Annotated in this window: 20 protein-coding genes; 8 read left to right on the top strand and 12 right to left on the bottom strand. The window is 72.9% G+C overall.

Translation table 11 applies throughout. The features are described from left to right. The first annotated feature begins 104 nt into the window (after positions 1-104). Genes moaA through ACQPZP_RS23820 form a run of 3 tightly spaced genes read left to right on the top strand, consistent with a single transcriptional unit; the run spans position 105 to position 1,982 of the window. Positions 105-1,094, top strand: coding sequence for a GTP 3',8-cyclase MoaA (gene moaA / locus ACQPZP_RS23830; RefSeq protein WP_433470042.1), 990 nt, complete (start codon positions 105-107; stop codon positions 1,092-1,094). 3 nt (positions 1,095-1,097) lie between these two features. Next, complete coding sequence (mobA, locus tag ACQPZP_RS23825; protein ID WP_433471942.1) at positions 1,098-1,664, top strand: molybdenum cofactor guanylyltransferase; 567 nt, start codon at positions 1,098-1,100, stop codon at positions 1,662-1,664. Positions 1,665-1,712: 48 nt separating this feature from the next. Continuing rightward, the gene (locus ACQPZP_RS23820; protein ID WP_433471941.1) at positions 1,713-1,982 is read left to right on the top strand and encodes a DUF6457 domain-containing protein; all 270 of its coding nucleotides are present in this window, start codon (positions 1,713-1,715) and stop codon (positions 1,980-1,982) included. Here the strand turns inward: ACQPZP_RS23820 and ACQPZP_RS23815 are convergent. Next, the gene (locus ACQPZP_RS23815) at positions 1,979-2,221 is read right to left on the bottom strand and encodes a hypothetical protein (protein WP_433471940.1); all 243 of its coding nucleotides are present in this window, start codon (positions 2,219-2,221) and stop codon (positions 1,979-1,981) included. The two genes, ACQPZP_RS23820 and ACQPZP_RS23815, sit on opposite strands and share 4 nt — an antisense overlap. A gap of 81 nt (positions 2,222-2,302) precedes the next feature. Here ACQPZP_RS23815 and ACQPZP_RS23810 point away from each other — a divergent pair, with 81 nt between their 5' ends. Continuing rightward, a complete protein-coding gene (locus ACQPZP_RS23810; protein WP_433471939.1) occupies positions 2,303-3,796 on the top strand; it encodes a DHA2 family efflux MFS transporter permease subunit in 1,494 nt (497 codons plus the stop codon). Here the strand turns inward: ACQPZP_RS23810 and ACQPZP_RS23805 are convergent. The 4 genes from ACQPZP_RS23805 to ACQPZP_RS23790 all read right to left on the bottom strand — a co-directional run bounded on the left by ACQPZP_RS23805 (position 3,728) and on the right by ACQPZP_RS23790 (position 7,820). Next, positions 3,728-5,032 carry an FAD-dependent oxidoreductase gene (locus ACQPZP_RS23805; RefSeq protein WP_433471938.1) on the bottom strand — a complete coding sequence of 435 codons (1,305 nt, stop codon included), beginning with the start codon at positions 5,030-5,032 and terminating at the stop codon, positions 3,728-3,730. The genes ACQPZP_RS23810 and ACQPZP_RS23805 overlap by 69 nt on opposite strands. Further along, on the bottom strand, positions 5,022-5,822 hold the full coding sequence (locus ACQPZP_RS23800; protein WP_433471937.1) for a tryptophan 2,3-dioxygenase: 801 nt from the start codon (positions 5,820-5,822) through the stop codon (positions 5,022-5,024). Before ACQPZP_RS23800 ends, ACQPZP_RS23805 begins: the two co-directional genes overlap by 11 nt. Before the next feature lie 79 nt (positions 5,823-5,901). Then, positions 5,902-7,173, bottom strand: coding sequence for a hydroxyacid-oxoacid transhydrogenase (locus ACQPZP_RS23795; RefSeq protein WP_433471936.1), 1,272 nt, complete (start codon positions 7,171-7,173; stop codon positions 5,902-5,904). A gap of 116 nt (positions 7,174-7,289) precedes the next feature. Beyond that, positions 7,290-7,820, bottom strand: coding sequence for a MarR family transcriptional regulator (locus ACQPZP_RS23790; RefSeq protein WP_433471935.1), 531 nt, complete (start codon positions 7,818-7,820; stop codon positions 7,290-7,292). A gap of 44 nt (positions 7,821-7,864) precedes the next feature. Here ACQPZP_RS23790 and icmF point away from each other — a divergent pair, with 44 nt between their 5' ends. Beyond that, on the top strand, positions 7,865-11,092 hold the full coding sequence (gene icmF, locus ACQPZP_RS23785; protein WP_433471934.1) for a fused isobutyryl-CoA mutase/GTPase IcmF: 3,228 nt from the start codon (positions 7,865-7,867) through the stop codon (positions 11,090-11,092). Next, a complete protein-coding gene (locus tag ACQPZP_RS23780; RefSeq protein ID WP_433471933.1) occupies positions 11,089-11,859 on the top strand; it encodes a helical backbone metal receptor in 771 nt (256 codons plus the stop codon). Before icmF ends, ACQPZP_RS23780 begins: the two co-directional genes overlap by 4 nt. On the opposite strand, the gene ACQPZP_RS23775 is transcribed toward ACQPZP_RS23780, so the two are convergent. The 5 genes from ACQPZP_RS23775 to ACQPZP_RS23755 all read right to left on the bottom strand — a co-directional run bounded on the left by ACQPZP_RS23775 (position 11,856) and on the right by ACQPZP_RS23755 (position 17,532). Continuing rightward, entirely contained in the window at positions 11,856-12,449 is a 594-nt protein-coding gene (locus tag ACQPZP_RS23775) for a TetR/AcrR family transcriptional regulator (RefSeq protein WP_433461477.1), read from the bottom strand. The genes ACQPZP_RS23780 and ACQPZP_RS23775 overlap by 4 nt on opposite strands. Then, entirely contained in the window at positions 12,433-13,188 is a 756-nt protein-coding gene (fabG, locus tag ACQPZP_RS23770; protein WP_433471932.1) for a 3-oxoacyl-ACP reductase FabG, read from the bottom strand. Before fabG ends, ACQPZP_RS23775 begins: the two co-directional genes overlap by 17 nt. Positions 13,189-13,204: 16 nt before the next feature. After that, a complete protein-coding gene (locus ACQPZP_RS23765; protein WP_433471931.1) occupies positions 13,205-14,356 on the bottom strand; it encodes an acyl-CoA dehydrogenase family protein in 1,152 nt (383 codons plus the stop codon). Positions 14,357-14,461: 105 nt separating this feature from the next. Beyond that, a complete protein-coding gene (locus ACQPZP_RS23760) occupies positions 14,462-16,516 on the bottom strand; it encodes a substrate-binding domain-containing protein (RefSeq protein WP_433471930.1) in 2,055 nt (684 codons plus the stop codon). Positions 16,517-17,196: 680 nt separating this feature from the next. Next, positions 17,197-17,532, bottom strand: coding sequence for a DUF3099 domain-containing protein (locus ACQPZP_RS23755; RefSeq protein ID WP_433471929.1), 336 nt, complete (start codon positions 17,530-17,532; stop codon positions 17,197-17,199). 69 nt (positions 17,533-17,601) lie between these two features. On the opposite strand from ACQPZP_RS23755, the gene ACQPZP_RS23750 reads away from it, so the two are divergent. Further along, on the top strand, positions 17,602-17,814 hold the full coding sequence (locus ACQPZP_RS23750; RefSeq protein WP_433471928.1) for a dodecin: 213 nt from the start codon (positions 17,602-17,604) through the stop codon (positions 17,812-17,814). A 60-nt stretch (positions 17,815-17,874) separates the two neighbouring features. Here the strand turns inward: ACQPZP_RS23750 and ACQPZP_RS23745 are convergent, their stop codons facing one another. Both ACQPZP_RS23745 and ACQPZP_RS23740 read right to left on the bottom strand, forming a co-directional pair. Further along, entirely contained in the window at positions 17,875-19,254 is a 1,380-nt protein-coding gene (locus tag ACQPZP_RS23745) for a metallopeptidase TldD-related protein (RefSeq protein WP_433479666.1), read from the bottom strand. A gap of 5 nt (positions 19,255-19,259) precedes the next feature. Beyond that, complete coding sequence (locus tag ACQPZP_RS23740; protein ID WP_433471927.1) at positions 19,260-20,759, bottom strand: TldD/PmbA family protein; 1,500 nt, start codon at positions 20,757-20,759, stop codon at positions 19,260-19,262. A gap of 156 nt (positions 20,760-20,915) precedes the next feature. Here ACQPZP_RS23740 and ACQPZP_RS23735 point away from each other — a divergent pair, with 156 nt between their 5' ends. Beyond that, complete coding sequence (locus ACQPZP_RS23735; RefSeq protein WP_433471926.1) at positions 20,916-21,620, top strand: beta-ketoacyl-ACP reductase; 705 nt, start codon at positions 20,916-20,918, stop codon at positions 21,618-21,620. Position 21,621: the final 1 nt, after the last annotated feature.

Genomic DNA, 21,621 nt, shown 5'->3' with positions numbered 1-21,621 from the left:
CCCGCGGTGGGACGGATCGTCAACCACCGCAATAGGCTGGAGTGACGACCGCAATCCAGCGGCGGCCCGCGCGCCGGGCCGCCGGACAGCAGGAAGGGGCACCCGTGCTGGTCGACACCTTCGGCCGTACCGCGACGGACCTGCGGGTCTCGCTCACCGACCGGTGCAACCTGCGGTGCTCCTACTGCATGCCGCCCGAGGGGCTGGACTGGCTGCCGAAGCCGGAACTGCTCACCGACGACGAGGTGATCAGGCTGGTCGGCCTCGCCGTGCGCGATCTCGGGATCACCGAGGTCCGCTACACCGGCGGCGAGCCGCTGCTGCGGCGCGGCCTGCCGGACATCGTCCGGCGGACGGCGGAGCTGACGCCGCGCCCGCAGATCTCGCTGACCACCAACGGGATCGGGCTCGACCGGCTGGCGGGTCCGCTCGCCGGGGCCGGGCTCGACCGGGTGAACGTCTCCCTCGACACCCTCGACCGCGACACCTTCAAGCGGCTCGCGCACCGCGACCGGCTGGGCGACGTCCTGAAGGGCCTGGCCGCGGCGCGGGAGGCCGGCCTGGAACCGGTGAAGATCAACGCGGTGCTGATGCGCGGGATCAACGACCACGAGGCCGTCCCGCTGCTGCGGTACTGCCTGGAGCACGGCTACCGGATGCGGTTCATCGAGCAGATGCCGCTGGACGCCCAGCACGGCTGGACCCGGGAGAACATGATCACCGCGGACGAGATCCTGGACCGGCTGTCCGCGGCGTTCGACCTGGCGCCGGACACCGAGCACGACCGCGGCAGCGCCCCCGCCGAGTCGTTCCTGGTCGGCGGCGGCCCCGAGACCGTCGGCGTGATCGGGTCGGTGACCCGGCCGTTCTGCGGCGCCTGCGACCGGGTGCGGCTCACCGCCGACGGGCAGATCCGCAACTGCCTGTTCGCCACCGAGGAGTCCAACCTGCGGGACGCGCTGCGCGCGGGCGCCACCGACACCGAACTGGCCGACCGCTGGCACAAGGCGGTGTGGGCCAAGCGCGCCGGGCACGGCATCGACGACCCGTCGTTCCTGCAGCCCGCCCGGCCCATGTCCGCGATCGGCGGCTGATCCGTGGAGGCCGGGGCGGGGTTCGACGCCGTCCTGCTGGCCGGCGGGCGGGCCCGCCGGTTCGGTGCCGACAAGCCCGCCGCGCCGGCCGGCGGGCGCACGCTGATCGAATGGACGGCCGCCGCGGTGCCGGACGCGTCCCGGCTGATCGTGGTGGGGCCGCGGCGGGACGTCCTGCCGGGCGCCGTCGTCGTCCGGGAGGACCCGCCGGGCGCCGGGCCGGTGCCCGCGCTGCGCGCCGGGCTCGCCGAGGTCCGCGCGCCCCGGCTGGCGCTGCTGGCCGCCGACCTGCCGTTCCTGCGTCCCCGGCACATCGCCGTGCTGCTGGAGGCGGCGGGGGAGCGGGCGGGCGCCGTGCTGGTGGACGGGCAGGGGCGGGAGCAGTGGCTCGCCGGGTGCTGGCACACCGGCGCCCTCCGGACCGCGCTGGCGGGCTACGCGGGCGCGTCCCTGCACGGGCTCCTCGAACCCCTGCGGCCCGCTACGGTCGCGCTGCCGCCCGGTACCCGCCCGGCCTGGTACGACTGTGACACTCCGGAGCAGCTGGCCGCCGCCGACCGGCTGCTTTGAACGTGCGAAAGTGGGCAGACCACCCGAACCATGCGTGAAGGGGGACCCATGTCGGTGCTTGAGGACTGGATCAGCGCGGCCTGCCTCGAACTGGGCCTGGAACGCGGCGACATCGACCAGGGCCTGGTGCTGGACCTCGCCCGCGACGTCGCCCACGGGGTCGCCAGGCCGGGGGCGCCGCTGACGGCGTACCTGCTCGGCCTCGCGGTCGGGCGCGGCGCGCCCGCGCGGGACGCCGCCGCCCGGCTGACCGAGATGGCCGAGGGCTGGCGGGCCGAGGTCCCGGGGCCGGCGGGCGAGCCGGTCCTGGACGCCTAGCCCCGGTCCGGGGGCGCGTCCCGGTCGGCGACCGGCACCACGTCCTTCAGGAAGCCGCGGCGGGACAGGAACGCCGACAGGCTCTCGCGGTGCTCGTCGCAGGCCAGCCAGATCTTCCGCCGGTCCGGGGTGTGGATCTTCGGGTTGTTCCACCGCAGCGCCCACACGGCGTCGGCGCGGCAGCCCTTGGCGGAGCACAGCGGTTCCTCGGGGCCGGTCCCCGGAGCGGAGTCGGTCATCCGGCAACTCTGGCACAGCGCGGCGGCCGGGCCGTACCCGCCCGGCGTTTCGCCCGGTGTTCTCCGGAAAGGACCCTGCCCGTGCAGTCAGAGGCCGCGGACGCGCCGGACCACGGCGACGGGCGGCGGCGCTGGCAGGCGCTCTCGGTCTGCCTGGTCGCGGCGTTCATGACGCTGCTGGACGTCAGCATCGTCAACGTGGCGCTGCCCTCGATCCGGGCGGGCCTGGACGCCTCCGAGGCGGAGCTGCAGTGGATCCTGTCGGGGTACGCGCTGACGTTCGGGCTCGTCCTCGTCCCGGCGGGGCGGCTCGGCGACGCCCGCAGCCGCCGCGCGGTGTTCATGTCGGGGCTCGCGCTGTTCACGGCGGCGAGCGCCGGGGCGGGCGTCGCCCCGACGACCCTGTTCCTCATCCTCGCCAGGCTGGTGCAGGGCATCGCGGGCGGCATCGTCATCCCCCAGGTCGCGGGCCTCATCCAGGAGCTGTTCCGGGGCGCGGACCGGGGACGGGCGTTCGGCGCGCTCGGCGGCGTCATCGGCGTCGCCACCGCCGTGGGCCCGCTGCTCGGCGGGGCGCTGATCGCGCTGGCCGGTCCCGAGGAGGGCTGGCGGTGGGTGTTCTACGTCAATGTCCCGGTCGGGGTGGCGGCGCTGTTCCTGGCGTGGCGGCTGTTGCCCGCGCCGGTCTACGGGGAGCGGCAGGGCCTGGATCCGCTCGGCGTGCTCCTGCTGGGCGCGGGCGTCGTGTGCGTGCTGCTGCCGCTCGTCCAGGAGCAGCAGTGGCACGGCGGCCTGAAATGGCTGCTGGTCCTCGCGGGCGCCGTCCTGATCGCGGTGTTCGCGGCGTGGGAGCGCCGGGCCCGGGCGCCGATGATCGATCTCGCCCTGTTCCGGCTGCGCTCCTACACGCTGGGCACGGCGATCGCGCTGCTGTTCTTCGCCGGGTTCACCGCGATCTTCTTCATCTTCACCCTCTACCTGCAGAACGGCCTCGGCTACAGCGCGCTCGGCGCGGGCCTGGCGATCACGCCGTTCGCGGTCGGGTCGGGGATCGCGTCCGCGGCCGGCGGCCGGGCCGTGTCGCGTTACGGCCGGGTGCTCGTCGCCGCCGGCCTGGGGCTGGTGCTGGCCGGTCTCGGCGCCGCGTGGGTCGCCGTGGAGCTGAACCCGGGCGGCGGTGTCGCCTGGGCGACCGCCGCGCCGCTGGCGCTGGCGGGCGTCGGCACCGGCCTGGTCATCGCGCCGAACCAGACGCTCACGCTGTCGGAGGTGGACTACACCGAGGGCGGCAGCGCGGCGGGCGTCCTGCAGACGGGGCAGCGCGTCGGCAGCGCGACCGGCATCGCCGCCGTCGGGTCGGTGTTCTTCGCAACCCTCGCCGGGACGCGCGGGGACTGGGCGACGGCGTTCCGGCACGGGCTGGTCGTCATCCTGGTGTTCGTGCTGGCGGCGCTGGCCGCGGCCGTCGCCGACCTCGCCGCGGGCCGCCGCGACCGCCGGGCCGCGCTAGCGGCGGCGGAGGGCGCGCAGTCCCAGGCCGGCCGCGGCCGCGGCGCCGAGGACGGCGGCGCCTAGCACCCTGTTCTGCCGCCTGATCCGCGCCGGGATCTCCGCGTACGGCAGCGTCGAGAACGAGACCAGCTCGTAGCGCGAGACGTAGCGTCCGGCGAGGCGCCGCTCCAGCGCGTGCGTCGCGGCCTGCTTCGCCCGGTACACCGGGGACGACACCCGGTCGCGCATCTCGACGAAGTTGTCGAGCGCCATCTCGGCGATCGCGTCGGTGTTGGCCTTGCGCCGCTCCTGGTAGAGGGAGAGCGCGCGGGCCCAGTCACCGCCGGCCTCGGTCAGGCACTGGTCGATCTCGATGCAGTCCTCGAAGGCGCAGTTCGCGCCCTGCCCGAAGAACGGGACGATCGCGTGCGCGGCGTCGCCCAGCAGCGCCACGATCGCGCCGCGCCCGTACCTCGTCCACGGCCAGCAGCGGACGGTGACCAGCGACCCGACCGGGTTCCGCGCGTAGTCGGCGGTCAGGTCCGGCATCAGCCCGGCGACGTCGGGATAGTCCCGCTCGAAGCGGGCGGCGACCTTCTCCGGCGTGTCGAGGGCGGCGAGGTCGTCCTTCGGCCAGAACAGCGTGCAGGTGAACGACCTGTCCAGGTTCGGCAGCGCGATCATCATCGAGGTGCCGCGCGGCCAGATGTGCAGCGCGTCCGGGTCGAGCGCGAACTCGCCGTCCTTCGGCGGGACGGTCAGCTCCTTGTAGCCGTGCTCCAGGAAGTCGGCGTCCTCGTCCAGCTCAAGGGACCCGCGGACCGCGCTGTAGGCGCCGTCCCCGGCCAGCACGACGGTGGCGGGCTCGGCGCTCCCGTCCTCCATCAGGACGGCCCCTGCCTCGGTGTCCACGCCGGTGACGCGCTGGGAGAAGCGCAGCGTCACCCCGGGCGTGGCCTCGGCGGTGTCCAGCAGCGACCGGTTCAGTTCGGCGCGGCTGATGGAGTTGATGGCGCGCTCGCCGTCCGCGCTGTAGGGCTGGAAGTTCTGCGTGCCCCGGAGGGGATGCACCATCCGGCCGTGCATGGGCAGCGCCTGCTTGAGGGACTGGTCCCGCAGGCCCACCTGCTCCAGCGCGGCAAGGCCGCGGGCCGAGATCGCCAGGTTGATGGAGCGTCCGCGCTCGGCGCCCGCGACGCGCGGGTCGGGGCGCCGCTCGTACACCGTCACGGCGATGCCGCGGCGGCCGAGGAGCACCGCGAGCAGGCAGCCCGCCAGTCCCGCGCCGACGATCGCGACCCGCTCGCCGTCAGCCGCCATGGGCGGGGACCTCCTCGGTCTGGGAGCGGACCTCCCACAGGTCGGGGAAGGCGGGCGCGAACAGGGTGCTGCGCAGGTAGTCGGCGCCGGCCGACCCGCCGGTGCCGATCTTCGCGCCGATCGTCCGCTCGACCATCTTCAGGTGCCGGTACCGCCACTCCTGGATGCCCTCGTCCATGTCGACGAGCGCCTCGCAGACCTCGGCGGCCGGTCCGCTCTCGTCCGCGTAGACGGTGAGGAGGACCTTCTGGACGCCGGGGTCCGGCTCCCACGCCCGGGACGTGTCGCGGCCGAGCGCCGCCTCCGGGACGGGGAGCCCGCGGCCGGCGAGGTAGCGCAGCAGCGAGTCGAACACCGAGGGGCGGGAGACGGCGGCCTGGAGCCGCTCGTCGCCGCGCAGGTCGGAGGCGGGGAACGCGCGCCGGCCGAGGACGGCCTCGATCTCGCGGAACTGCTCGCTCTGGAATCCGCTGGAGCTGCCGAGCGCGTCGCGGAACGAGGCGAACTGCCGGGGCGTCATCGTCTCCAGCACGTCCAGCTGCCCGACCACGGTCTTGAGGATCTTGGCGATGCGGCGGGCGGTGTGCAGCGAGCCGGCGCTGTTGCCCTCCTCCAGCCTGCTCTGCAGCAGCTCGGCCTCGTGCAGGATCTGCTTGAACCACAGCTCGTAGACCTGGTGGATGATCACGAAGAGCAGCTCGTCGTGGGCCCGCGTCCTCGGCTCCTGGCAGGACAGGAGATCGTCGAGCTTCAGATAGCCGCCGTACGTCATCGTCGGCGAATCCGCCATCACGCCTCCTTGCGACACAACGGATGTGCCCCGCAGCATAAGCGATCGTTCCGCCCGTCCCGGGGACGGGAGGGCCGCCTCACCACAGCCGCAGGGAGCGCCTGAAGATCTCGGCGACGGACTCCTCGTCCACCGGGCGCGGCGAGGTGGCCAGCAGCCGCTGCTGCTTCATCGTGCCCTCCACCAGCCCGGGGATGTCGCCCTCGGCGTAGCCGACGCCGGCGATCCCGTCCGGGATGCCGATGTCGCGCATCAGGCTCAGCACGGCGAGCGGCAGGTGCTCCGCCGGGTCGTTCGGCCGGTCCAGCCGCGGGTCGAGGAGCTCGGCGGCCCGCACGTGCCGTTCGGGACGCGCCTGGTAGGTGAACCGGAACGCCTCGGGCGCCGTCAGCGACACCGACATCCCGTGCGGGACCATCGCCTCCCCGCCGGGGTAGCCGTCCGGGTGGAAGTCCTTCACCATCCCGGCGATCGGGTAGGCGTTGGCGTGCGGGATGTGGACCCCGGCGTTTCCGAAGCCCAGCCCCGCGAACGTGGCCGCCAGCGCCATGTCGGTGCGGGCCCGCCGGTCGTCCCCGTCCCGGACGGCCTTGCGGAACGACCGGGACAGCAAGGTCAGCGATTTCTCCGCCCACATGTCCGACACCGGGTTGGCGCCGCAGTACGGCACCCGCTGCTCGGGCCGCTTGCGTTCGTACTCGTCGTAGGGGCGGGCGGTATAGCTCTCCAGGGCGTGGCACAGGATGTCCATCCCGGCGGACGCGGTCACGCCGGACGGCTGCGACATCGTCAGCTCCGGATCGACCACCGCGAGCGCCGGCCGCATCCGCGGATGGCTGATGCCCGTCTTGACCCGCAGGTCCAGGACGTCGAGGACGCACACCGTCGTGCTCTCGGCGCCGGTACCGGTCGTCGTCGGGACGGCGACCAGCGGCAGCAAGGGCCGCTCCGGTGCCCGCCCCGCCCCGATCGGCGGGTTCAGGTACTCGGCGAGGTCGCCCTCGTTCGTCGTGAGCAGGTTGACCGCCTTCGCGGTGTCGATGCTCGACCCGCCGCCGACCGCCACGTAGGCGTCGTAGGGCCCGGTCGCCCGCGCGTGCTCGACCGCGACCCGCATGCTCGCGTCCGTCGGCTCGACCCGGACGCCGTCGAAGACCGCCGCCTCGATCCCGTACGCCTTCATCGCGTCGGCGATCCGCTGCGGCCCGCCGGTCGCGGCGACCCCGGGATCGGTCACCACCAGCACCCTGCGCGCCCCGTACTGTGCCAGGTCGAAGCCGATCTCGTCGGCCGCCCCCGTGCCGAACTTCAGCTGCGGCGCCCCGTAGGTGAAGACCGTTTCGTTCGTCATGACCGTCCTCAGGTGTAGAAGGCGTCCGGTGCCTCTTCCCGGCGATTCCCCGGATCTTCACTGTCGACGCGTACCGGCCGCCGAGATCGCCGGCGATCGGCCGGGCACGGACCGCGCTAGTCGAGGTCGCCGGTGGTCAGGCGGACCCGGCGCAGGGCCGTGGTGATCTCGGCCGCCTCGGCCGCGGGGAGGCCGGAGATGCCGAAGCCGGACTCGTTCAGCGCGAGGGTGGCCTCCTCGGCGAGGTCGCGGCCGGCGGGGGTGACGGTGGCGAGGACGACGCGGCGGTCGTCGGGGGAGGGCCGGCGGCCGACGAGTCCGCGCTGTTCCAGGCGTCCGATGACGTTGGTGACCGACGCGGGGTGCACCATGAGGCGGGTGCCCATCTTGCCCATCGGGAGCGTCCCGGTGCGGGTGAAGGCGAGCAGCCGCAGCGCCTCGTAGGCGGCGAACGTCAGGCCGTACGGCTTGAGGACGGCCTCGATCCGGCTCAGCAGCAGCTGCTGGGCCCGCATCACCGAGGTGACGGCCGCCATGTGGTCGGCGTGCTCGGGCCAGCGGGTGCTCCACTGGCGGTGGGCCTCGGCGATCGGGTCGGGGGTGTCGGGCACCGGCCCACCGTACGTGGTCTTGACTGCGTCGCGCACGGAAACTATTTTAACTTCCAAATATTGGATGTCCAAGGTTTGGGGTGGGGACGGTGACGCGGGACCTGCACGCGCCGGTGCACCCGGTGCGGTTCGTGACCGCGGCGGCGCTGTTCGACGGCCATGACGCGGCGATCAACATCATGCGGCGCATCCTGCAGTCCCAGGGCGCCGAGGTGGTGCACCTCGGCCACGACCGCTCGGTCCGCGAGGTCGTCGACGCCGTTCTCGAGGAGGACGCGCAGGGCGTGGCGATCAGCTCCTACCAGGGCGGCCACGTCGAGTACTTCGAGTACCTGTCGCGCAGCCTGAAGGAGGCCGGCGCCGAGCACGTGAAGGTGTTCGGCGGGGGCGGCGGCGTCATCGTCCACGAGGAGATCGCGCGGCTGTCCGGCGCCGGGGTGCGGATCTTCTCCCCGGAGGACGGGCAGCGCCTCGGCCTGCCCGGAATGATCAACGAGCTGGTGCGCGACTGCGACGTCGACCTCGCCGCGGAGCCCGTTCCGGTGGACGAGGTCCTCGCGGGGGAGCGGCGCGCCCTCGCCCGGGCCATCACCTGCCTTCAGGCGGGGAAGCTGCCGGCGGACGACCTGGCACGCCTCGCGGAGGCGGCGGGCGGCCGGCGGGTGCCGGTACTGGGGATCACCGGGACGGGCGGGTCCGGGAAGTCGTCCCTCACCGACGAGCTGGTGCGGCGGCTGCGCGTCGACCAGGATGACCGGCTGCGCGTCGCGGTGCTGGCCGTGGACCCGACGCGGCGGCGCGGCGGCGGTGCGCTGCTGGGCGACCGGATCAGGATGAACTCCCTGGACGGCGACCGCGTGTTCTTCCGCTCGCTGGCCACGCGGGGGGCGCGGGAGCTGCCGGAGAACGTCGGGGACATCGTCACCGCCTGCAAGGCCGCCGGGTACGACCTGGTCGTCCTGGAGACCCCCGGCATCGGGCAGGGCGACGCCGCGATCGTCCCGCTGGTCGACGTCTCGCTGTACGTGATGACGCCGGAGTTCGGCGCCGCGTCCCAGCTGGAGAAGATCGACATGCTCGACTTCGCGGACGTGGTGGCGATCAACAAGTTCGAGCGGCGCGGCGCGGCAGACGCGCTGCGGGACGTGGGCCGCCAGCTCGTCCGGAACCGGGAGGCGTTCGGGCAGAAACCCGATGACATGCCGGTGTTCGGCACCAGCGCGGCGACGTTCAACGACGACGGCGTCACGGCGCTCTACCAGCACCTCGGCGGGCTGCTGGGCGGCCACGGGCTGCGGCTGGAGGACGGCGCCCTGCCCGACGTCACGACGAAGGTGTCGACCGGCGCCGCGACCGTCATCCCGCCGGGCCGGGTGCGGTACCTGTCCGACATCGCCGAGACGGTGCGCGGCTACCACGCCGACACCGCGAAGCAGATCGAGGCGGTGCGGCGCGTCCAGCGGCTCGACGAGGTGCGCGCCGAACTGACGGACGCGGCCGAGGTCGAGGGGCTGCTGGAGAAGGCGCGCCGCGACGTGGCCCCCGGCAACGCCGAGCTGATCGAGGGCTGGCCCGCCGTCGTGGAGTCCTATTCCGGCGACGAGCAGGTCGTGAAGATCCGCGACAAGGAACTGCACACCAGGCTCACGCGGGAGTCGCTGTCGGGCAGCCGGATCCCGCGCGTCGCGCTGCCGCGCTACACCGACCACGGTGAGCTGCTGCGGTTCCTCCGGTCGGAGAACCTGCCCGGCAGCTTCCCCTTCACGGGCGGTGTGTTCCCCTTCAAGCGCGACAACGAAGACCCCGCGCGCATGTTCGCGGGGGAGGGCGACCCGTTCCGCACCAACCGCCGCTTCAAGCTGCTGTCGGAGGGCCAGCCCGCGACGCGGCTGTCGACCGCCTTCGACTCGGTCACGCTCTACGGGCGCGACCCGGACGAGCGTCCCGACGTGTACGGCAAGGTCGGCACGTCCGGGGTGTCGATCGCCACGCTCGACGACATGAAGGCGCTCTACGACGGGTTCGACCTGTCGTCGCCGACCACATCGGTGTCGATGACCATCAACGGGCCCGCGCCCACGATCCTGGCGTTCTTCCTCAACACCGCCATCGACCAGGGCCTGGACGCCTTCCACGAGGAGCACGGGCGCGAGCCGTCGGCGGAGGAGGCCGCGCAGATCCGCGCGCGGGTGCTGTCGACCGTGCGCGGCACCGTGCAGGCCGACATCCTCAAGGAGGACCAGGGGCAGAACACCTGCATCTTCTCCACCGAGTTCTCGCTGCGGATGATGGGCGACATCCAGGAGTGGTTCATCGCCAACAAGGTCCGCAACTTCTACTCGGTGTCGATCTCCGGCTACCACATCGCCGAGGCGGGCGCGAACCCCATCAGCCAGCTCGCGTTCACCCTCGCCAACGGGTTCACCTATGTCGAGTCCTACCTGGCGCGCGGCATGGACATCGACGACTTCGCGCCCAACCTGTCGTTCTTCTTCTCCAACGGCATGGACCCCGAGTACAACGTGCTCGGACGCGTCGCCCGCCGCATCTGGGCCGTGGCCATGCGCGACCGGTACGGGGCCAACGAGCGCAGCCAGAAGCTCAAGTACCACGTGCAGACCTCCGGGCGTTCCCTGCACGCGCAGGAGATGCACTTCAACGACATCCGCACCACGCTGCAGGCCCTGATCGCCATCTACGACAACTGCAACAGCCTGCACACCAACGCCTACGACGAGGCCGTCACCACGCCCACGGCGGAGTCGGTGCGGCGCGCGCTGGCGATCCAGCTCATCATCAACCGCGAGTGGGGCCTCGCGATGAACGAGAACCCGCTGCAGGGGTCGTTCGTCATCGACGAACTCACCGACCTGGTCGAGGAGGCCGTGCTGGCGGAGTTCGACCGCATCAGCGAGCGCGGCGGCGTGCTCGGCGCGATGGAGACCGGCTACCAGCGCGGCCGCATCCAGGACGAGTCGATGCTGTACGAGCAGCGCAAGCACGACGGCTCCCTGCCGATCATCGGCGTCAACACCTTCCGGAGCCCGGACGCCGCGGACGGGACGCCGAAGAAGATCGAACTGGCCCGCGCGACCGAGGAGGAGAAGCGGTCCCAGCTCGACCGCGTCCACGGCTACCAGGACGCGCACGGCGCCGAGGCGTCGGCCGCCCTGGCCGCGCTCAAGGACGCGGCGCAGGCGGGCGAGAACGTCTTCGCGGTGCTGATGGACGCGGCGCGCGTGTGCAGCCTCCAGCAGATCACCGACGCGTTCTTCGAGGTCGGCGGCCAGTACCGCCGCAACGTATGAGGGTGCGCGACGACACCGGCGTCCCGGTCCCTGTACCGGACCGGGTGGGGCGGGTCGTGTCGATCGTCCCGTCGCTGACGGAGACGGTCGCGGTGACCGCCCCTGGGCTGCTCGTCGGCGCGACCGACTGGTGCACCCATCCCGGGGGCCTGGACGTGCCGCGCGTGAGAGGCACGAAGAACCCCGACGTGGCGAAGATCGCGGAGCTGCGGCCGGACGTCGTCGTCGGCAACACCGAGGAGAACCGTCCCGAGGACGTCGAGGCGCTGCGGGCCGCGGGGATCCCGGTGTGGATGACGGAGATCCGCACGGTCGACGAGGCCCTGGCGTCGCTCCGGCGGATGCTCACCGAGGCGTGCCGTGTGCCCGTCCCGTCCTGGCTGGACGAGGCGGCCCGCGTCTGGGCGGACGTGAGACCGGGCCGGACCCGCGCGGCCGTCGTCCCGATCTGGCGGCGGCCATGGATGGTCGTCGGCCGCGACACCTTCACCGGCGACGTCCTGGCCCGCCTCGGGGTGTCCAACGTCTACGCCGGGCACCCCGACCGGTACCCGAAGATCCCGCTGGACGAGCTGAACGCGTCCGGCGCAGACCTCGCCGTCCTGCCGGACGAGCCCTACCGGTTCACGGCGGACGACGGCCCCGAGTCGTTCCCCGGCATGGACGTGGCGCTCGTCAGCGGCCGGTACCTGACCTGGTACGGCCCGTCGCTGGCCGACGCCCCGGCGGTGCTGTCAGGACGGCTCGGCGCGGCGCGGGCGTACTAGCCGGGGGGCCGCCGGGTGAACATCGCCTCCACGCAGCGGGCCATGCGATCGTCCAGTTCCTCCGCGGGCACGTCGATCTCCCGCGCCAGGTGCTCGCGCAGCAGCGTGTACCCGTAGATCGTGGACGCGATCGCCGCCTGGACGGCCGCCACGTCCTCGACCGGCAGGTCGCCCCGCGCGGCCTCCGCCGCGAGGTCCTCCCGGCCCGCGCCACGGTTGAGCAGGACGCGGGGCCGGTCGTCGCCGTCCAGGACCAGCAGGGTCGCCAGCCGGACCGGCTCGGGATTGCGCAGGCTCGTCCAGAACAGCCGCGACAGCCGGCCGCGCAGCGGCAGCCCGGCCGCGTCCACCGCGTCCTCGGCGTTGGGGCGGGCGCGGTGGAACAGCGCCGAGCGCAGCAGTGCCCGCCGCGACCCGAAGTACTGGTAGACGAGCCCGCGGTTGACCCCGGCCTCGTCGGCGACCTGCCGCAGGTTCAGCCCGGCGAGGACGCCGCCGCGGCGCAGCAGCGCGATCGCCGCCGCGCGCAGCGACTCCTCGGTCCCCTCCCGGTCCCGCCCGCGGGCCGCCCCCTCAGGCGCGGGGACCACCCGCCACGTAGATGACCTGGCCGGTCACGAACGAGGCGTCGTCGCTCACGAGGAAGGCGACGGTGCCGGCGATGTCCTCGGGGACGCCGACGCGCCGGACGGGGATCTCCTTGGCGGCGGCGGCCTTGAAGTCCTCGAACCCGACGCCGATCCGGGCGGCGGTCGCGGCCGTCATCTCCGTCGCGATGAACCCGGGGGCGATCGCGTTGGCGGTCACGCCGAACCTGCCCAGCTCGATGGCGAGCGTCTTGGTGAAGCCCTGCAGGCCCGCCTTGGCCGCGGAGTAGTTGGCCTGGCCGCGGTTGCCGAGCGCCGACACCGACGACAGGTTCACGATCCGGCCCCAGCCGGCCTTCGTCATGTGCTCCTGCACGGCGCGGCTCATCAGGAACGAGCCGCGCAGGTGCACCGACATGACGGAGTCCCAGTCGTCGTCGGACATCTTGAACAGCAGGTTGTCGCGGGTGATGCCGGCGTTGTTCACCAGCACGACGGGCGGGCCGAGCTCGGCGGCGACGCGCGCGACGGCGGCGGAGACCGCCGCGGAGTCGGCGACGTCCACGCCGACGGCGAGGGCCGTGCCGCCATCCTTGGCGATCGTCTCCACGGTCCCGGCGCAGGCGGCCTCGTCGAGGTCGCAGACCGCGACGGCGAAGCCCTCCTTCGCGAGCCGGACGGCGGTGGCGGCGCCGATGCCGCGCGCCGCTCCGGTGACCAGGGCGACCCGGGTGTCAGTCATGTGCGCAGCCTCTCCGTCAGACCTGGATGTCCTTGGCGATGATGGTCTTGAGCACCTCGCTGGTGCCGCCGTAGATGCGGGTGACCCGGGCGTCGGCGTACAGGCGCGCGATCGGGTACTCCAGGATGTAGCCGTAGCCGCCGTGCAGCTGGAGGCACTTGTCGACGACGCGGGCCTGGACCTCGGTGCAGAACAGCTTGCAGACGGCGGCGTCGGCGGGGGTGAGCTCGCCGGCGTCCAGCGCCTCGATGCAGCGGTCGACGAGCGACCGGGCGGCCTCGACCTCGGTGGCGCACTCGGCGAGGACGAACTTGGTGTTCTGGAACGACGACACGGTCTTGCCGAAGACGGTCCGGTCCTGCACGTACCTGCGGGCGAACTCGACGGCCGCGGCGGCGGACGCGTAGGAGCTGGTCGCGATGCCGAGGCGCTCCTCGGCCAGGTTGTGGGTCAGGTACTCGAAGCCGCGGCCCTCCTCGCCGAGGAGGTCCTCCACGGGCACCCGGACGTCGGTGAACGACAGCTCGGCGGTGTCGGAGCTGCGCAGCCCGATCTTCTCCAGCTTCCGGCCGACCGCGTAGCCGTCGCTCTTGGTGTCGACGGCGAGGATCGACAGGCCCGCCCGGCGGTTCTCCGGAGTGGCGGGGGAGGTCCGCGCCACGACGAGCACCCGGTCGGCGAGGACGCCGCCGGTGATGAACGTCTTGGCGCCGTTGAGGACGTAGTGGTCGCCGTCCCGCTTCGCGGTGGTCTGCATGCCGGCGAGGTCGGAGCCGGTGCCGGGCTCGGTCATCGCGATCGCGGTCATCATCTCGCCGGACACGAACGGCGGCAGCCAGCGCTTCTTCTGCTCCTCCGACCCGTACTTCAGCAGGTAGGGCAGGACGAGGTTGACGTGCACGCCGTAGCCGCCGAAGCCCACCCCGGCGCGGGCGCACTCCTCGGAGATCACCGCCTGGTACTTGAAGCTGGTCTCGCCCGCGCCGCCGTACTCCTCGGGCACCTGGATGCCGAACACGCCGATCTCGCCGAGCTTGTTGTAGAAGTCGCGCGGCGGGTGGCCCGCGTCCTCCCACGCCTCGTAGACCGGCGCGACCTCGGCCTCGATGAACGCCCGGATCGTGTCCCGGAACGCCTCATGGTCCTCGTTGAAAACGGTGCGGCGCACGCCGTGCCCCTCTCGCTGCGTTAACTAACAGAACGCTAACTTAACCCGAACGTAGTTCTAGAATCAACTACGCAGCTGGTTCCGAGGGGCGCTGGCAGAGGCGGTTCAGCAGTCGGGTTCGCAGACCCGGCGCGAGACGGCCTTGAGGAAGATGCCCTGGATCTGCCCGGGCGTCTCGGCCACGTAGGCGTCGCCGTGCGTCACCTGCGCGATCTGCCGCAGCTCGTTGACGTCCACGCCGGACCCGTAGCCCACCATGTTGACCTGGACGGGACGCTCCGGGTCGTACGCGCGCCGCATGTGGTCGAGGGTCTCTTCCAGGGACGGGCCGTCCGGGTCCTCGTTCTTCCCGTCCGTCCAGAGCAGGACCGAGTTCACGTACTCCGGCTTGTAGGTCCGCTTCATGTGGTCGAACGCGGCCATGACCGTGTCGTACAGGCCGGTGTCGCCGTGCTTCTTCGCCCTGATCCGCGCGAACGCGCTCAATACGAGCTGCCGGCGGGTGGCCGAGCCGAGCCGCTCGTTGAGCGGGCCGACACCGACCAGCTCCCGCCAGTCCTGGTCGCCCTCCAGCTTCGTGGAGAAGATCCACTGGCCGAGCTCGCTGTCGTCCGGCAGCAGCGACAGCCCGCCCTGCGCGGTGCGGACCGTGGACTGCAGCCGTGTCACGCCGGGCGCGACGGTCTCGTCCATGGATCCGGACACGTCGATGATGCTCAGCATCCGGATGCTCAGCGACAGCTGCGCCCACGACTGCATGGTGCGCCGGACGCCGGCCGCCGGCGTCTCCGGGAGCGCCTTCGGCGGGCTCGGGTTCAGGCCGGTCCGCGCGGTGAACGCCGCGGGCGCCGCCCCGCCCGGCGCCCGGAACCCCAGCCGCTGGACGTCCGCGCGGGTGGCCTGGTCCAAGAGTGCCTTCCCGAGCAGCCGTGCCGCGCTCACCTTCGCCGCGTCCTTCGACAGGACGGTGACGGGATGGTCGAGGAAGATCGTGCCCTCCGCCGGGTACACCGCGACCGCCGGCTCGGCCGGGCGCCGCGCGTTGTAGCCGTACACCGCCTGCTCGGGCGCCAGCGCGACCGGGTAGCGGTCGGTGTCGCCCTGGCCGAACGCGATGAACTCCGCCTTGACCGAGGCCGCCACGCCCGCCCGGATCGTCCGGACCACGCCCGCGAACATGGCCTCGCCGCCGGGGTCCTTCGCCAGCAGCGCGTCGGCCAGCATCAGCGAGCCCATGCCGGTGGCGCTGCGGCCGGGGTCTGGCACCTGCAGCCTGAACAGCCGCGGCGGGATCACGCTGCCGTCCGTCCCGGTGGCGGGCCCGTCCTCGGCGTTCGAGGCCGTGCCCGCCGCCGCGAGGAGGTCCTTCCAGGACGGCTGTTCCGGTGCGCCGAGGTTCCGCAGCTGGGTCGCGAGCCCGCGGGGCATCGCCAGCACGATCGGGGAGGAGGCGATCCCGCCCAGCCGGGTGAACTCCCCGGACGTCCCGTTCCCCCCGGAGCCGTCGGCGAGCTTGGTCCACAGCGACGAGTCGGGGATCCAGACGTCCGGTTTCCGCGTGACCCCGGCCACGCCCTTGCCGGACAGCAGCGTCGCGACGGCGGCCGGATCAGTGGCCCGCACCCGCGCGCGGACGCACCGGCCGTCCACCTCGTGCTTCGCGTCGTTGAACCGGCGCGCCGCGCGGATCACCGCCGGCGCGACGTCCGGGGCGGCCGCCACGCCGACGTCGAGCGCGTCGTCGCCGGAGCAGCCGCCGCCCGCCGCGGTGACCGCGTACACGCCGAGGCCGGTGAGCAGGACCAGGCCGATCGCGCCCGCCAGCGGGCCGAGCAGGATGCCGCCGACGCGCCTCGGGGGACGGCCCCCGCCGAAGCCCCGCCGTTTCCCGGCCGGCTTGGCGGCGGCGTGCGCCGGTCCCGGCGGACGGGGCGTGCGGTCCGGTTCGGCGAAGGCGTCGAAAGGCTCGCCGGTTCCCTTTCCGGGCGGTTCGGGCCGCCGGGGGGCGCCGCCGTGCGCCGCCCTCCTGTGGACGCCCTCGTACCCGTCGGGGACGCCGCCCGGGTCGGAGGCGCCGAGGAAGGTGAAGGGCGCCTCGGGGCCGCCGGTCTCCGGCAGGTTCCGGGGTGCCCAGTCGGGCACGTCGTCGTGTCCGCTCATCGCCGATCTCCGTTTCCCGGGCGGGGGGGCCGGGCCGCGTCGCGCCGGGTGCCGACGCCCCGATCATGAGACACATGGACGATGTGTCTCACATAGGCCAGATGTGATGTTGGTCTCATCGGCGTCTTCCGTCAAGTGGTTCGGCGAGTCGGGAATGGGACGCGGCCGGTCAGGAGCGCGGGACGGGCTCCCCGGCCCGCGGCGCGGCCGGCCCGGCGTACGGGGCCTCCCCCTGGCGCGGGGACGGTGCCGGCGCTCAGCAGTACGCAGCGGACCCGGGAACGGATCGGTCCGTGGCCGGGGCGTTCTGACGGAGGGTGCCCGGCCGGAAACGCCGTGCCCGCCGGGGATCCGGGGGCGAGAAGTTCGGCTCGACCGGGTTTCGGGTCATGGCCGGACCAGGCCAGCCGGAGAGCTTGTGCTCCGGCAGAGGCGTGCTAGGCGCCCGGACGGACGGTCAAGGAGCGCTCCCCGGAAGGTCGTCCGCGACCCTCGGAACGTCCAGTGCAGACCCTGGACATTGAAAAGCGGCGCCGGGTGGATACGGGGGCAATCCACCCGGCGCCGCATCATCGGTGTTCCGACGGGGGCCCGGAACACCGGCACGGGCGCCCCGACGGGGGACCAGAGCGCCGGTACAAATCGTACACCGAAACCCCCCGCGGTTAGTCAAGGGAATGTCACGACCGGATTTCCGGACGCTGTCCGGAAACCGGCTTCTGTTCCCTTTGCGAGCGGTCGTCGAAGGCCGCGGAGGCCGTCGGCTCGCGTCCCCCGTTCGCGAAGATCACCGCGACGTAGGGCAGCACGGCGGCCGCGACCACCATGAGCACCGCCAGCCACCACGGCGCGCCCGCCACCGCGGCCACCACCGCCCCCAGGAAGCAGATCGTGCGGACGCCCATGGACATGAGGTAGCGCCGCTGCCGGTAGCCGATGTCCTCGGACATGGGGCGGGGAGCGTCGGTGACCGTGTAGACCGCCGGCTCCCTGTGGTGGCGGGGATTCACCTTCACGATTCCACGGTAAGCCCATGGAGTCCGCCCTGCGACGGCGGGCTGGGCAAAACATGCGGGAGGAACGAGATGACCGATCGCACGTATCGGGTGACGGAGATCGTGGGGACCTCGCCGGAGTCGGTGGAGACCGCGATCCGCAACGGCGTCCGGCGCGCCGCGCAGACGCTGCGCCACCTGGACTGGTTCGAGGTGACCGAGGTCCGCGGCCAGATCGAGGACGGAGAGGTCGCCCACTTCCAGGCCACCATGAAGGTCGGCTTCCGCCTGGAGGACACCTGAGCGGCGCGCAGGGCCCGCCCCGGCCGGGGCGGGCCCTGGAAGACCCCCGGACGCGGGAGGTCAGGACGCCTGCGACACCGTCGACATGTTGAAGTCGGGGATCCGCAGCGCCGGCATCGCGGCCCGGGTGAAGTAGTCCGACCACTCGCGCGGCAGCGTCGGCCGGGTCTCGCCGACCTCGGCGAGCCGCGACAGCAGGTCGACGGGGCTCTCGTTGAACCGGAAGTTGTTCACGGCCCCGACGACCTCGCCGTCCTCGACGAGGTAGACGCCGTCGCGGGTGAGGCCGGTCAGCAGCAGGCTCTGCGGGTCGACCTCCCGGATGTACCACAGGCACGTCAGCAGCAGCCCCCGCTCGGTGCGGGCGACCATCTCCTCCAGGGAGGCGCCGCCGTCCGGCCCCCTCAGGGCCAGGTTGTCGACGGGCGGGGTGAGCGGCAGACCGGTGCGCTCGGCCGAGTGCCGGGTCTGGGCGAGGGACGTGAGCGTCCCGCCGCTGATCCAGTCGGTGGCGCCGAGCGCGAGCCCGTTGTCGAAGACCGACGCCTCGCGGCTGGAGGCGTGCGCGACGACGAACGGGGCGCACTCCATGCCGGGGGCGGCCGGGTCGCTGGACAGCGTGACGGGCAGGTTCGCGAGCTTCTCCCCGACGCGGGTCCCGCCGCCGGGGGCGCTGAACACCGTCCGGCCGTCCTGCGCGTCCTGCGCGCCCGCCGACCAGTACAGGTAGATCATCAGGTCGGCGACGGCGGACGGCGGCAGGACCGTCTCGTACCGCCCGGCGGGCAGGTCCACGCGCCGCTCGCCCCACTCCAGCCGCCGCGCGAGGTCGCCGGTGAGGGCGGGGACGTCGACGTCGGTGAAGTCGCGGGTGCCGGTGCCCGCCCACGCCGAGCCGCCCGCGCCCTTGGCGTTCAGCTCAAGCAGCCCGGTCGGCTGGTCGTGCCGCAGCCGCAGGCCCGCCGAGCTGCCGAGGAACGTCGAGGTGAGGACGTGGTTGGCGAACCCGTACAGGCGCCGGTCGCCGGCCTGCGCGGCGGCGAACGCCTCGCCGAGCGCGGGCGCGAACCCCTCGAAGACGCCGATGCCGGTCTCGGCCGGGTCGTCGTCCCACCCCGCGCCGCCGGACGGCCCCTCGGTGATCAGCGGCCGGGCATCCTCGGCGGCCTCGTTCCCGGCCGCGTCGGCCTCGGCCGCGCGGACCAGGTCCTCGATGCCGTCGGCGCCGACCGCGGACCGCGACACCACGCCGGCCGCGACGCCGCCGGCGGTCTCGCGCAGCGCGATGACGGTGAGGCGGCTGGAGCGCGTGACGCCGTTGGTGGTGAGGGTGTTGCCCGCCCACCGCAGGTTCGCGGTGCTCGCCTCGTCGGCGATGACGATGCAGTCGTCGGTGCGCGACAGCGACAGCGCCCGCTCGACCGCCTCCTGCGGCCTGATCCTGCTCACTGGCCGGCCTCCTTCAGCGCGTTGAGGATGTTGACCCCGCGGAACAGCGCCGACGGGCAGCCGTGGCTGACCGGCGCGACCTGCCCGGGCTGGCCCTTGCCGCAGTTGAACGCGCCGCCGAGCACGTACGTCTGCGGGCCGCCGACGGCCTCCATCGAGTTCCAGAAGTCGGTGGTGGTCGCCTGGTAGGCGACGTCGCGGAGCTGCCCGGCGAGCCGCCCGTTCTCGATCCGGTAGAAGCGCTGCCCCGTGAACTGGAAGTTGTACCGCTGCATGTCGATCGACCAGCTCTTGTCGCCGACGATGTAGATGCCGCGCTCGACGCCGGAGATCAGCTCGTCGGTGGAGGGGCCGTCCTCGGCGGGCTTGAGCGAGACGTTCGCCATCCGCTGGATCGGCATGCTGGACGCGGCGTCGGCGAACGCGCAGCCGTTGGAGCGGTCGGCGCCGGTGAGGCGGGCGATGCGCCGGTCGGTCTGGTATCCGGTGAACAGCCCCTCGGAGACGATGTCGAACGCCTGGGTCCGCACGCCCTCGTCGTCGTAGCCGATGGTGGCCAGGCCGTGCTCGACGGTCCGGTCCCCGGTGATGTTCATGACCTTGGAGCCGTACTGCAGGTTCCCGAGCTTGTCGGGCGTCGCGAACGAGGTGCCGGCGTAGGCGGCCTCGTAGCCGAGCGCCCGGTCCAGCTCGGTGGCGTGCCCGATCGACTCGTGGATCGTCAGCCACAGGTTGGACGGGTCGACGACGACGTCGTACACGCCCGGGTCGACCGACGGCGCCGCGAGCTTCTCGGCGAGCAGCTCGGGGATGCGGGCGAGCTCGCCGTCCCAGTCCCAGTGCTCCCCGGACAGCCACTCCCACCCGTACCCGGCGGGCGGCGCGAGCGTGCGCATCGTGTCGAAGAGGCCGCCGGCGATGCCGACGGCGGTGACGACGGGGTGCAGCCGGACGCGCTGCTGGGTGGTGACCGTCCCGTCGAGGTCGGCGAAGAACTTGTTCTCCTTGACCTGCAGGAGCGTGGCGTCCACGTGGTCGACGCGGTCGTCGCCGAGCAGGCGGCGGCTCCAGCCGGACAGCAGCGCGACCTTGTCGGCGGTCGGCACGTCGAACGGGTCGGTCTCGTAGGCGGAGATCCACGTGCGTTCGCCGTGCACGGGTTCGGGCGCCAGCTCGATGGGCTCGCGGTTGACGGCCTTGGCGACGGCGGCGACGCCGACGGCCTGCTCGGCGACGCGGGCGGCGCCGCCGGGCGTCAGGTCGATGCCGGCGGCGAAGCCCCAGGTGCCGTCCTTGACGACGCGGACCGACAGGCCGACGTCGTCGGCGTCCAGGGCGGTCTCCAGCGCGGCGTCGTGCAGGCGGAGGGTCTGGCTGCGGATGCGCTCCAGGCGGAAGTCGGCGTGCTCGGCGCCCAGCTCGCGGGCGCGGGACAGGGCCGCGTCGGCCAGCGCGCGGAGCGGCAGCGCGGTGAAGGCGGGATCGATGTCATGCACCCTCCGCAACCTACCTCCCGAGCCCGCCGCTCCGGGGCCGCGCGGCGGCGAACAAACCGGGGTGGCGGATCTTGTCGGTTCGGCACATCCGCAGGGGCGCCGCGCGCCCGCTAATGTCGTTCCGCAGCCAGCAAGCAGCACAACGAGAGGGTCGTGATGAGTCGCTCTGTCCTCGTGACCGGCGGTAACCGGGGCATCGGCCTGGCCATCGCCCGCGAGCTCGCCGCGGCGGGCGACACGGTCGCGGTCACCTACCGGTCCGGCGAGCCGCCCGAGGGACTGTTCGGCGTCCGGTGCGACGTGACGAGCGCCGAGGACGTCGACGCGGCCTTCGCGAAGGTCGAGGCGGAGCAGGGCCCGGTCGAGGTGGTCGTCGCCAACGCCGGGATCACCAAGGACACGCTCCTGGCGATCATGAGCGAGGACTCGTTCACGTCCGTCCTCGACACCAACCTGACCGGCTCGTTCCGCGTGGCCAAGCGGGCCGTGAAGGGCATGATGCGCAAGCGGGCGGGGCGGATCGTGCTGGTCTCCTCGGTCGTGGGGCTGATGGGCTCGCCGGGGCAGTCCAACTACGCCGCGTCCAAGGCCGGCATGGTCGGGTTCGCTCGCTCGCTCGCCCGCGAGCTGGGGTCGCGCGGGATCACGGTGAACGTGGTGGCGCCCGGGTTCGTCGACACCGACATGACGGCGGTGCTGAGCGAGGACCAGCAGAAGGCCATCACGGCCGCGATCCCGCTGGGGCGGATCGCGGACCCCGGAGAGATCGCCAAGGCCGTGCGGTTCGTGGCCAGTGAGGACGCCGCCTACATCACCGGGGCCGTGATCCCGGTCGACGGCGGCCTGGGAATGGGGCACTGAC

It is taken from the genome of Spirillospora sp. CA-142024, from assembly GCF_050942325.1.
Classification (GTDB): Bacteria; Actinomycetota; Actinomycetes; order Streptosporangiales; family Streptosporangiaceae; genus Spirillospora.
The sequence above is the reverse complement of the archived record's forward strand: the minus strand, read 5'-3'. Positions and strand labels throughout refer to the sequence as shown.

Bases quoted from the DNA above. Each gene is read 5' to 3' on its own strand.
- ACQPZP_RS23815 (WP_433471940.1), bottom strand. From the start codon at position 2,221: ATGACCGACTCCGCTCCGGGGACCGGCCCCGAGGAACCGCTGTGCTCC.
- ACQPZP_RS23780 (WP_433471933.1), top strand. From the start codon at position 11,089: ATGAGGGTGCGCGACGACACCGGCGTCCCGGTCCCTGTACCGGACCGG.
- ACQPZP_RS23795 (WP_433471936.1), bottom strand. From the start codon at position 7,173: ATGACGAACGAAACGGTCTTCACCTACGGGGCGCCGCAGCTGAAGTTC.
- ACQPZP_RS23820 (WP_433471941.1), top strand. From the start codon at position 1,713: ATGTCGGTGCTTGAGGACTGGATCAGCGCGGCCTGCCTCGAACTGGGC.
- ACQPZP_RS23805 (WP_433471938.1), bottom strand. From the start codon at position 5,032: ATGGCGGCTGACGGCGAGCGGGTCGCGATCGTCGGCGCGGGACTGGCG.
- ACQPZP_RS23750 (WP_433471928.1), top strand. From the start codon at position 17,602: ATGACCGATCGCACGTATCGGGTGACGGAGATCGTGGGGACCTCGCCG.
- ACQPZP_RS23800 (WP_433471937.1), bottom strand. From the start codon at position 5,822: ATGGCGGATTCGCCGACGATGACGTACGGCGGCTATCTGAAGCTCGAC.
- fabG (WP_433471932.1), bottom strand. From the start codon at position 13,188: ATGACTGACACCCGGGTCGCCCTGGTCACCGGAGCGGCGCGCGGCATC.
- ACQPZP_RS23760 (WP_433471930.1), bottom strand. From the start codon at position 16,516: ATGAGCGGACACGACGACGTGCCCGACTGGGCACCCCGGAACCTGCCG.
- ACQPZP_RS23735 (WP_433471926.1), top strand. From the start codon at position 20,916: ATGAGTCGCTCTGTCCTCGTGACCGGCGGTAACCGGGGCATCGGCCTG.